7 protein-coding genes are annotated in these 12,583 nt (G+C 40.6%); 1 reads left to right on the top strand and 6 read right to left on the bottom strand.

What is annotated here, in order from left to right; genetic code table 11:
- Window positions 1-74: 74 nt before the first annotated feature.
- From IR173_RS10975 to IR173_RS10950, 6 genes are all read right to left on the bottom strand, one after another.
- Window positions 75-1,823: a DUF4091 domain-containing protein gene (locus IR173_RS10975; RefSeq protein ID WP_237039644.1), complete on the bottom strand. Its 1,749-nt coding sequence runs from the start codon at window positions 1,821-1,823 to the stop codon at window positions 75-77.
- Between the two features lie 228 nt (window positions 1,824-2,051).
- Window positions 2,052-3,662: a SusD/RagB family nutrient-binding outer membrane lipoprotein gene (locus tag IR173_RS10970; protein ID WP_237039643.1), complete on the bottom strand. Its 1,611-nt coding sequence runs from the start codon at window positions 3,660-3,662 to the stop codon at window positions 2,052-2,054.
- Window positions 3,663-3,675: 13 nt separating this feature from the next.
- The gene (locus tag IR173_RS10965; protein ID WP_237039642.1) at window positions 3,676-7,044 is read right to left on the bottom strand and encodes a TonB-dependent receptor; all 3,369 of its coding nucleotides are present in this window, start codon (window positions 7,042-7,044) and stop codon (window positions 3,676-3,678) included.
- A 148-nt stretch (window positions 7,045-7,192) separates the two neighbouring features.
- Complete coding sequence (locus IR173_RS10960; protein WP_237039641.1) at window positions 7,193-8,122, bottom strand: FecR family protein; 930 nt, start codon at window positions 8,120-8,122, stop codon at window positions 7,193-7,195.
- A gap of 92 nt (window positions 8,123-8,214) precedes the next feature.
- Window positions 8,215-8,778, bottom strand: coding sequence for an RNA polymerase sigma-70 factor (locus tag IR173_RS10955; RefSeq protein ID WP_237039640.1), 564 nt, complete (start codon window positions 8,776-8,778; stop codon window positions 8,215-8,217).
- Window positions 8,779-8,806: 28 nt separating this feature from the next.
- Window positions 8,807-9,898: an acyltransferase family protein gene (locus IR173_RS10950; protein WP_237039639.1), complete on the bottom strand. Its 1,092-nt coding sequence runs from the start codon at window positions 9,896-9,898 to the stop codon at window positions 8,807-8,809.
- 120 nt (window positions 9,899-10,018) lie between these two features.
- On the opposite strand from IR173_RS10950, the gene IR173_RS10945 reads away from it, so the two are divergent.
- Entirely contained in the window at window positions 10,019-12,445 is a 2,427-nt protein-coding gene (locus tag IR173_RS10945; protein WP_237039638.1) for a beta-N-acetylhexosaminidase, read from the top strand.
- Window positions 12,446-12,583: the final 138 nt, after the last annotated feature.

The following is a 12,583-nucleotide window of genomic DNA, read 5'->3' as shown; positions in this document are numbered from 1 at the left end:
AAGTGTCATTAAATAAAGGAGGATGTGTCAAAACTCCTGATAAGTTCTGATACATCCTCCCGATAAATTGTTTCTTAATATTTGTTGATAGCTTCTTTAGCTTTAGCAACAACCGTAGCAGCCGGAATCTTTTCCAGACTGAATTCGTCGAATGTTTTCAATACTTTATCAATTTGTTTGATAGCTGATTTGTTTCCTTTCTTTTCGAATTCTTCCTTTAAGATGCGAATCTTTTCGTAAGCTTGAATACCTTCAATCAGACGTTCGAAACGGATGGATGAACGTCCTTCGGGATAAATCATATAAGTGTCTCCGGCAGCCCATGCTGTGAAACGGCTGTCTTGCAAAGGATTCTTAACCCAGCTGTTTAAAGCCCAACGGAGGTAACCGTCCAAGTTCTCTTTGGCAGCAAACCAACCTAACCATTCAGCTTCAGCCGGTGCACTGAAAGTGAAAGTATTCGGGCGGGGTTCGGTACAACAGGTATAATAGGTAGTGACCTGTCCGGCTTCTCTGCGTGATTTAATCACTTCTGCAGGGAACTTCTCGCCTATGGCGATACAATAGTCATGCAATTCTTTCACTAATTCATCGTGATAGGTTCCTGCTAAAGAAACTTTAAAATCTTTATCGGCTTTACGAATCACTTTTAATGTAGCCAACATGTCTTTCATCGGGCGTTCGTCCATAGATATATGTGTTATGTCGAACCATCCTTTTTCTTTCAGATGTTTGGCGAAAGAGGTCAGCATATTGCCCCAAAATTCATCATAAGCAGGTTCGCCTGGTTTGGCATCCAGATATTTGAATGAATTGCTTGCCTGGTCGAAGTATTGGAAGGAGAGTCTCCAAGGTACCATTGAATAGCAGTTAATTTGCTTTTTAACTCCCAATGACATCATATATTCCACCCATTTGTCGAATACGGTATAATCGAAATACCAAGTTCCGTCTGCTTTCTTTAACCAAGTTACCATGCTTTCGAAGGGATCATAAGTCTGGCCGTTCCAAGGTTTGTGCATGATAGAGGCAGTGATGACTTTTCCGCCTGCATCTACATAATTTTGCATATCGGGACGCATACGGTCAAAATGTTCTTTGCTGAACGGTTCTACATTATAGTAACGTGCTTCGGCATACGGGTTTTGCCACAAATCAAGATGGAAAGCCCATTCGGTGGAAGCCGGCAAAGTGTGATTCTTTACATTTACTGCTAATTTCAGTTCTGATAAGACTTTATCTCCATCTTTTACAGTAACGGTACCGGTATATTTTCCGGCTTTTACCTGTTGAGGCACACGGACACTAATCCATCCGCCTTGTGTTGCATTGGCAGGTACCACTAGGGTGGAGGCGATATGGTCGATAGGGTCTGCTACAAGTGTAGAGTCATAATCCGAACTCTTACGGTAGCCGCATCCGCCTTTTCCGTCTTTATTTAATTCGTCGGTCATGACATAACGTACAAAACCGGTACGGATGTCGTCTTTTGAAATCGTTTCTTTGCCGGAGGTTAGGTCACTGACTATAAAAGATAAGTTGTCGAGTGCTTCAGGAGTCCATACAACAAACTGTGCCGAAACTCTTTCACCCTTCCATGCAGTAAGGTTAATGTCTTTTTTAAGTCGGGCAATCGGAGCAGGTTCTTCTTTTTTGTATCTAATATCTGTGCTACCCCAGCTGACTTGCGGAGCACTTACTTTAGCCCATAAAGAGGGATTGGTTGCAATTGGATTACTTGCTTCTTCGTAGTTTGTTGAAGTCTGAGCATTTAGGCAGCTTATTGATAATAAGAAAGTGCCTAGAATAATGAGTCTTTTCATAGGTTGTGATTATTTGTTTCTGTATGCAAAGGTAGCGTAGTGAGAGCTAATATCCAAATAGGTTTCTATAAATCCTGTGAAATATATCAGTGAAATAAATAAAAGAGGCGGAAAGCAATGCTACTTTCCGCCTTGACACTTCTTTTTGCCTTATGCTAATACCCTGAAATCTGAAGCGAATTTTTTTAATACATAACTGTGATAAAACACTTGTGCTTTTTTGCCTTTTTAGAAATTATTTCTTCCGGCATCCCACCACAGGCGTGTTCCGCCATTGTCGGCACCACCTAGTAAACTGGTTAATTGGCTGATGGTACTTGCATCCAATTCATTGGAGAATGGAAGACGGCGAATCATGATATCGGTGTTGATGGTTCCCTGACTGTTGTTTACAGCCACTTTGAATAGCTTCGGATAACCGGTACGGCGTTGCTCTGCCCATGCTTCGCAGCCGTCGGGATAGCACGCCAGCCATTTTTGTGTAATGATACGTTCCAATTTTTGTTCGTTTGTTGCGGCATCATCCCATTTAGGAGTAATGGAGGTCGTTGCTTTGGCATCGAATTTTGCATTGAAAGCATCTTTATAGTCAGCCGGAACATTTTCACTCGTCAGGTAAGCACCTGCATCACCTGCACCCCATTGTGCAAAAGAGGTTTCTATACCTTTCTTATAATATTCGGCTTCTTTTCCGGGGTCTACATATCCTCTTAATGCAGCTTCGGCGCGAAGGAACCACACTTCGGCTGCCGTCATTACGATAATCGGAGTTGAGGTAGTTACAATGGTCTTGGAATGAGTGACATACCGATTGTCGGTAACAATGCCTGTACCCTGACGCACTCCTTTAAACTTATTCTTTATCGGGAATAATTCTGCTACATCACCGTCACCTCCCGAGTTGCCTGTTGCAGGTACGAAGTATTTATCCATGCGAGGATCTTCATATCCATTCAAGAAAGATTCAAGGTTGGCATTCATAAAGACTTCATCCCAACCGTTGACGCCCCCCAACGGATTACGTATTCCATATTCACCTACTGTATCATCAGCTTTTTCTAACACTCCACCATTGTTTGGGTCTAATGCTGCTTTGGTTTGAGCCTCGGCCAGACTCTTGTCTACATTGGAAACGCGCATAGCCAAGCGGAGGCGTAATGAATTGGCGAATTTTATCCATTGGGCATAATTGCGTTTTCCCGGGGGCATCATAATGTCTACACCGGCAAATGTTTCAGGACCATTATCAGCAACGTGTGTTTTCAGTAAGTCTATAGCTTCTGACAAGTCGGCAAAAAAATCGTTGTATACTTCTTGTTGCGATTCGGGAGCAGGGTTGTCTTTACCGAAGTTCTTGTAAATAATCGGACCGTAATAGTCTGATACACGATGCATCATGGCTACCTTGATAATCTTGTTGACAGCATAGAAAGTTGGATATTCTTCTTTGGTGTCAATCTTTTCTGCACTGGCAATAGCGGGCATTCCCTGTGCATAGTTGTAACTCCATTGAGCACTCGTCCAACCTAGGTTAAGGTTGTAGGTGGAATTCTTGTCGTTGAAATCGCCTTTCATATCATGAAAGTATCCGCCAAACATATCGGCAGCCAAACTCTGCATAATTTGGTATTGCCAGTCGGTACCGTCTACTCCGGTCTGATAGATGATTGCAGTTTGAGAAGTTTTGAATGGGATGAGCTGTCTTTGAAAATCATAATCCTGCAAATCTTCGGTGAATGCTCCGTCAGGAGTATTATAGCGTTCAAAACTGTCTGTACAAGCGGTCATTCCAATAATTCCGCTTAATAATATGGAGAGAATATATTTATTACTTTTCATAATGGTCTGAGTATTAGAATGTGAATTTAATATTGAAACCTATGTTTCTAGTAGACGGCATGCCGAATACGTCAATACCTTGATTGGTATTACCTACAGACATTGTTGCATCCGGATCAAACGGAGCGTCTTTGTAGAAGAAGAATAAGTTGCGTGCTACTAATGAGAGGTCAAGACCTTTGATAAATTTTGTCTTTTCCAGCATATTCTGCGGAAATGAATACCCTAGTGATATCTCACGCATACGAACGTTGGTCCGGTCGTAACGATAATAGGATGTACAAGCATCACCTCGTGTTGCCACTTTATTATAGAAAGCATTTACATCTTCAAATTTCTGTCCTTCTACTTCTACATAGCCTTTGTCACGTGCTTCGGCAGATACTTTGCTAAGCCCTTTCAGGTCAAGAGCAGCCTGAGTCAGCGAGATGACGTCACCACCGATTGTAGCATCGACCAAGAAATAAAGACTGAAGCCTTTGTAAGTAAATGTGTTACTCCATCCCAGCATACAGTCTGGGTTAGCATTTCCAATCAATACATTGTTTCCTGTTTCGAGTACCGGCACTCCCTTTTCATCGGTTACAATCTTGCCGTTTTCACGTTTGAAGTCGTTACCATAGAGGTCACCCAGTGAACCGCCTTCTTTAACGCGCATTCTGTAAGGCATTGACAAACCGTCATCACCATATACGAACTCGTCATTGCCACCTAAAGAAACCACTTTATTTTTATTGGTAGAGAAGTTTACTGTTGATTTCCAACGGAAGTTTTCATTCATTATAGGCGTGACGCCTACAGTCAGTTCAACACCTGAGTTACGGATTTTACCTGCATTGATATATTTGTGTGGGTGTGCGCCTGTCGGAGTGCTGATATACAATAATTGGTTTTTTGTATCTGTCCGATAGTAGGTGAAGTCCAAATCCAGACGGCTGTTGAAGAATTTCCATTCCATACCGATTTCCCAAGAAGAAGAGATTTCAGGCTTCAGGTTTTCGTCAATGTCATATTGAATTTGATGAACGATGCCACCGGCTGTGATAGTCGGAATAGGAGAAGTGATGCCGATAGGAAGGTCGTTACCTACTTGTGCCCATGAACCACGAATTTTTGCAAAGTTAATCCATTCGGGCATAGGAAGGCTCTTGGACATAATCCATGTCAAACCTACCGACGGATAGAAGAAGCCTTTCTTGCGGCTGCTGGTTCCTGCCAAAGTGGATGACCAGTCATTACGCGCGGTCAAGTCAATATAAGCGGCTTCTTTCCAACCGATTTGTGCTGTCCCGAATATAGATTGTACTGTGCGGCGTTGATTCAGGGTTTCGTCAATATAGGCAGTTCCGGTATTAAGAATCATATTGGGAACTGTGAATACATTTGCATAATACAAACCGGCCTTTCCGGAATCCAACTTAAGCATATTGGTTTTCTGCACATTGATGCTGCCGCCGACAGCTGCATTTACGCTCCAGTCCTTCCATGTTTTATTAAACATGGCCATTACGTCACCATACATTAAAAATTCCTGGTCGTTCATGTCTACATAGCGTCCGTTTGCATGGCAAAGATTGGCTGCTGTGCCGGCATAGAATTTCTGTTGGTATTTGTCATTGATAAAGTCGATATTGCCACGGGCTTGTAAAGTCAGCCAGTCGGTGGCCTTGAAGTTTGCACTCAACGATGCAATGGCGCGATAACGTTTGTCTTTACTGGTGATACGGTTTACAATCCAGTAAGGATTCTGTTCAAAATCGGCTGTGGAGGTATACCAATTTTGCAATGGCAGATTACGTCCTTCATCGAAAACTTCATAATTGTCGCGATATTCGCTCATATCCTTGCCGCGTGGGAAAGTATAAAGTCCTACCAACGGGTTCATGTAATAACCACCGGAAGTGGGGCGGTCTTTGATTGTTTGGGAAATCAGGTTCACATTGGCATCCAATGTAAGTTTATCGTTGAATAGTGTAGCGGTTTCGCGCAATGCCAGATTATGTTTGTATAATTTGTTGGCATCGATAATACCTGACGCAGTTGTGTTGGCGTATGAGAAATAGGTCTGAACTTTTTCTTTTCCTACTTGAATACTCAATGAGTTGATTGCAGTAATACCGTTTCCGAAGAAGTCACCTACGTTATCATAATTCTTCATGGAAGTATTTTGGGTACCCCAATTGGTTAAACCGTCTACGTCATAGCTGTTTTGGAATTCGGGTAATGAAACAGCATGGTCGACTGTCAGGTTGGAAGAGAATGTAATTCTTTGCATACCTGCTTTCCCTTTTTTGGTTGTAATTAAGATTACACCATTGGCAGCTTGAGAACCATAAAGTGCGGCAGCAGATGCACCTTTTAAAATACTCATACTTTCTATGTCATCTGGGTTGAGATTGGATATGCCGTCGCCGGAGTCACGGTTACCGGCATCATTATTACCACCCATTACGCTGAATGATTGTTCAGTAGTGTTGTTCAGCATAGGGACACCGTCAATGACGTACAATGGTTGGTTATTGCCGTTTTCATTGGCAGAACGGACACCACGGATAGATACTTTTGCAGAACCGCCCAAACCGGAAGAGTTTTTTGTAATGGTGACACCGGCAGATTTACCGGCCAGTGAATTAATCATATTGGCATCTTTGGCACGTGTCAGTTCATCACCGTTCAATTGTTGGGTAGAATAAGTCAATGAGGCCTCTTTTTTCTTAATACCCATCGCTGTAACTACTACATTATCCAATTTGAGGGCGTCATCTTCCATTTTGACGGTGAAGGTAGTCTGACCGTTTACAGGGATAATGATTTTCTTATAACCGATATAGGAGATTATCAATTGTGCGTCAGAAGGTACCTCCAGAGTAAACTCACCGTTGACATCGGTAATAGTACCGTTGGTTGTACCTTGCTGAAGTATATTTGCACCAATGATGGGCTCATTTTGTGTGTCGGTAATTGTACCTTTAATGGTAATGGTATTGGGTTGCTGTTCACCAATTGTGCCATTCCCTTTTGTCAGGACGATATTCTTACCTTCCATGACATAAGAAATACCGGTTCCTTCAAAGACTTCGTCTAATATTTCAGAAACGGCTTTGTGGGTAGCGTTGATTTTGACTTTTCGGTTTAAATCAACGTTCTTTTTGTTGTATACAAATAGATAATTAGTCTGTGCCTCAATAGCAGAGATTAATTGAGCTACCTTTATAGTGTTTGATTCCAAGCTGACTTTAGCGCTTTGAGAATACACATCCATACTGAATGCACTAAGAGTAGATGCCAGTAAAAGGCAGACTGCAATTTTCATAGTTCGTAATATTTGTTTAAAAGCTGAACTTTTTGGGTATAAATACCCTTCCAAAGAAATTTTTCTCATATCTTTGTAATGTGTTAAGTTAATAAATTTGATTAAGGTCATTTGTTAGCTGTCGAATCGGGGAGTATGGGGGTACTTCTCGATTCTTTTTTGATGGATTTCTATGTCATGGCTTTAAAAATATTTAAGGTTAAACTTTTATGTGATTTTATTCTATTGTTATCTTATTATGTTCATTGTCAATATGGTACTTGAATGGGTGGTCTTTCTGAATCACTTTTAATATGTGTTCTATACCGTCCAAATCTTTAAATTTGCCTGTACAGCGGTAGCCTTCCAATATCTTCGGATTGTCCACTGTTATCTTGTAATTATAATACAGGGCTATTTTACTGAGGAGTTCTTTGAAAGGCACATCATCAAAATAGTATATTCCTTCCATCCAGGCTAAAGCATTGTTGCTGGTCAGCTCTCCGGTTTTATATTTACCGTTTTCCATCGAAAAGTATTTCCCTTTGTTCAGGCTGCTGAGTGCCTTTTCTTCTGTATCATTGGTCAGCAGGTTGATGGAACCTTCAATGAGTCGGGCGATAAAGTTATTCGAACCTTTGTAAGAGCATACATCAAATTTAGTTCCGGTTACTTGCACTTTAATTTTCTCTGTCTGCACATAGAAGGGAATCTCTTTATTGTGTGCTACTTCAAAATATGCTTCACCGTCTAATGTGACTTTCCGGTCTTTCTTTCCGAAGCTGGCATCGTATGTCAATGTCGTTTGGGAATTGAGCCAAACAAGGGAGCCATCCGGTAATTCCATTTGAGCACGTTGACCGGCTGGAATCCGAATCGTTTGTGATAATACACTTTCTGTGGTCGGAGTGTGAGGAATACCTATATAGAATAGGAGTGCGAACATAGCCGCTACTGCCATGGCCGGAACTATATAATATAGAAATATATTTTTCTTTTCTTTCTTGCCGGTTGTTGTGTCCGAGAAAAGAGATACGTCGTATAGCATACGCTCTTTCAGATAACGTGCCTTATTTTCAGCGCTCTCTTCTACCCACTCTACAATGAGGCTTTCCTCTTGTTCTGTGGTTTCTCCTTTAAAGTATTTATGTAATAAATCAGTGTTCATTCTTCCCCTGTTTTATATATATAACCGGATAGGATGAAAGAACCCTAATGGAAAAATGAATTTTTTTAGTAAAATCTCAATATTTCTTTTTCTTATAGCCAAATCCACACAAACTGATAGTCTTTCAATTTGGCCCTAAGCTGTTTTAGGGAACGCGTGATATGGAATTCTACAGTCTTCACAGAGATATCCATCCGGGTGGCAATTTCTTTATTAGACATATTGTTTATTCGGCTCAATATGAATATTTGTCTGCTGGTAGATGGAAGCTCATTGATTGCTGTATGTATTATGGATTGTATTTCGTCGCAAAATAGTTTTTCCGGGTCACAGGCTTCCAGTGTGGAAATGCGCAGAGCTATTTCTTTTTGTTTCATATTACTGATTTGCTGTTCGGCATTCATGCGTACTTCCTGATGTTGTAGATAATTAAGTGAACGGTTTTTGATTGCCGTCAAAAGCAGGGCGGAAATGTTAGTGTGCTCTTGTAATTCGTCACGGCGCTCCCACATAGTGGTGAAAGCGCTCATGACAATATCTTCTGCATCTTCTTTGTCTCGTACATAAGAATATGCAAACTGTATGAATTGTTGTTGCTTGTTTTTAAATACTTCTGTCAGTTCTGAAATAAATGATAAGTTGCCCTCTTTATCCATCTGTTTATAGTTTTCTTCTAAATTGATTTTAAATTTTTATATAAATGCCCTTCTTATATAATATATGTGCAATACTCCAGCAAAACAGGATATAGAGCAAAGAATAAACAAGTGAAGCAGGGTAATTGCCCAAAATTGGTACAAGTACTCTTTCATAGATAAAATTACTACATCCTGTCACTCCTAAAATAACACCTATCGTTTCGGCAAATACATATATGAATAATGGATTAACTCCGAATGACCGGAAAAATATGCACCATTTTTGATAGCCTTTAATGTCTATAATCCAGATAAGAAGAGCCAAAAAACTCGATGCCAGTCCACAAGTAGTAATAATAAAAGTAGGTGACCATATCTTTTTGTTGATAGGGCATCCGTAGCTCAATAGAAAACCGATGAAGGTCAATAAGGTACCAATGATAAACAGTCGTTGTATCTTTTCATTATTATCTTTGGCCGAAAAGAATAATTTTCCGCAGTAAAAGCCTACCATGACATGGCAGATGGCAGGGATAGTACTTAGTAAGCCTTCCGGGTCAAAAGCAATCCCGGAGTCGTGGTACATATGGGAGGGTCCCAATGCCCATGCATCAAAGCGGGCTATAATATTCGTTTCCGACAGGATAAATCCGTCTCCCATAGCCAGTAAGATGAAATATGCTGTCAGTGTGGTAATGATGATAGCAGGGAAATATTTATGTTTTACTGTGATAGCTATCAAAGCGGTAATGCCGTAGCTGATGGCAAGTCGTTGCATGACTCCCATATAGCGCCAGTTTTCAAAATTGAGATGATGGGTAAATGCTGATTTTGCAAATAGATTTAAGCATAACCCGATGCAGAAGATGACGATTGTTCGTTTGACTATCTTTTGCAAGGTCGTATGTGAATAAGAAAACTCATATTTCCTTAATGAAATATACGTTGATATTCCCATGATAAACATGAAAAAAGGAAAGACTAAGTCGGTGGGAGTGAGTCCGTTAAAAGCGGCATGCTCTAAAGGGGTGTATACATAACCCCATGAACCGGGATTGTTTACAAGAATCATGCCTGCAATGGTGATGCCTCTCAGAATATCGAGAGCGAGCAATCGTTTGGGGGTATTTGCTGTCATGTGTATTAGAATAAATTTGGTTAACTCCGACAAAGATAGTATTTAATTCCGTTTTTCTTGTTATTTTTGTCAGCAAAGAATTAAAACCCCCATAAATTAAAACTTAACACAGTATTTATTATGAAAAAAAGGAGTCTGTTTTTATTTTTCATTGGACTGCTAATGTGTGGATGCCAAATGAAAGAGTCTGTTAATGCGTATAATATTGTTCCTTTTCCCACTGTTTTGGATGAAAAAGCCGGACGTTTTTATTTGGATAATGATGTGCCGATTGTTGTAAATGCTTCTCAGGAAGTGAAGGATATTGCTTCCGACTTTTCTTCTAGATTATTTAATATAGCCGGACTGAAGTTGAAGATATCGGACGAATTGCATGAAAATGTGGCATCTATTGTTTTTGACAGTGTGGCAGGAATGTCACGAGAGGCTTATTCTTTATCCGTTACTCCAAAGCAAATAAAGATTACTGCTTCTGCTCCAAACGGATTTTATTATGGCTTGCAGTCATTGTATCAGTTGTTACCACCGGAGGTTTATGGAGATAAACCGGTGCGTAATGCTGATTGGAGCCTTCCTTGTGTGGAAATAAATGATGCTCCGGCATTCAGGTATCGTGGAGCGATGCTTGACGGATGCCGTCATTTTGCATCGGTGGACTATATAAAAAAGTTTATTGATATTCTTGCCATGCACAAAATGAATACTTTTCATTGGCATCTGACGGATGACCAGGGCTGGCGAATAGAAATTAAGAAGTATCCCAAGTTGACGGAAGTCGGTTCGAAGCGTTCAGAAACGATGATAGACTACTTTTACACTCATTATCCATTTAAGTATGATGGTAAACCTCATGGCGGATTTTATACTCAGGAAGAGATAAAAGACGTGGTTGCTTATGCAAAGAGCAGATATGTTACGGTGATTCCGGAGATAGAATTGCCCGGACATGCTTTAGCTGCCATTGCTGCTTATCCTGAGTTGTCTTGTACCCCGGACAGCACCTATGAGGTAGCCAAACTTTGGGGAGTATTCGATCAGGTCTTTTGTCCCACAGATACTTTATTTTCTTTTTTGGAAGGAGTGATGGATGAGGTGGTGGAACTTTTTCCCGGTGAATACATTCATATAGGTGGTGATGAGTGTCCCAAGAACGCTTGGGAAGAATGTTCGCATTGTCAGAAACTGATTCGTGAATTGGGATTGAAGGAAGATGCAGTTCCCAATCCTATAGATGGTAAGAAGCATACGAAGGAAGAAAAACTGCAAAGCTATATTGTGGGAAGGATAGAAAAATATCTGAATACTAAAGGACGTAATATTATTGGTTGGGATGAAATATTAGAAGGAGGTTTGGCTCCGAATGCGACAGTTATGTCTTGGCGTGGTGTGGAAGGCGGTGTGAATGCTGCAAAGGCCGGTCATGACGCCATTATGACTCCTAATCCTTATGCTTATTTGGACCATTATCAGGAAGACCCAGAAATAGCTCCGGTGACTATCGGCGGATATAATACGTTGAAGAAGACATACAGTTATAATCCGGTTCCGACTGATGCGGACAGTCTGGTGAAGCGACATATTATCGGTCTGCAAGCCAATTGTTGGTCGGAATATATGCCGACGGAAGACAGGAGGGATTATCAGATATTTCCGCGTTTGATGGCTATTGCCGAAACGGGTTGGACTCCGATGGATAGAAAAGATTTCCATTCTTTTTGTGAACGTATGGAAGAGGATTTTGAACGCTTGGATATTCTAGGGGTAAAGGCGTGTCGTAATTTCTTTGATGTAAATATTAATACGCGTGCCACAGAAAGCGGAATATTGAATGTGGAGTTGGAAACTTTCTGCCCCAATACACAAATTTATTATACTATAAATGGCACTGAACCTACTCTTGCCGGGAATTTATATACCGGCCCTTTCCCTTTGTCGGGAGTTTATGAACTGAAAGCGGCTGCTTTTGTAGATGGAAACCCTGTGGGTAAAGTCACACATAAAAAATTATATGGTAATCTGATTTCGGGAAAGAAATACAAAATAACTCCTGAGCCCACAGGCATGAAAGGGGATGTTTGGGATGAGAATGATGTTTTGGGTGCTGATAGCGTTACATTGGGATTGACGAATGGAAAAAGGGGAAATGATGCCTCGTCTACTCCATGGGTGGGAATCCTTCCTGATGCAGATGATAAGGTTACTTTTGTGGTGGAACTTGATGGAACAAATATCAGCAAGATAAGATTCGGTACTTTATATAATGCTGCCGGAGGTGTGTTGCCGGTAAGCAAAGCAATTGTCTTTGTTTCAGATTCGGATAAAAACTTTCGGAAGATAGTCGAAAAGGATTTTACTTACGATATAAAAGAGAATACTTTTAAGGGATTTGATGAAGTGATTGAGTTTCCGGTGCAAACGGATATTATAGGGGTGAAGATTGAATTTTTTAGCGGAGGTAAAATCAGGAATGGTATAGATTGTTATAGCCCACATGACAGGAGTGAGGTTCCCGGGCTTATCGCTTTGGATGAAATTGAGATATATTGATTAGAATACTTTTCAAAAAATTACCTTTTAATGTATTGTGGGGTTTAACACAATGTTTCACAATAACTTGATGTGAAATATAAGGTAATAGGGAATTGAACTGATGGGCAGGAAACTGTTATAATGAAAAAAGATGGA

Source organism: Phocaeicola faecalis (assembly GCF_021730445.1).
GTDB lineage: Bacteria > Bacteroidota > Bacteroidia > Bacteroidales > Bacteroidaceae > Phocaeicola > Phocaeicola faecalis.
Note: the sequence above shows the minus strand (reverse complement) of the source record. Positions and strands in the feature narration are given on the sequence as shown.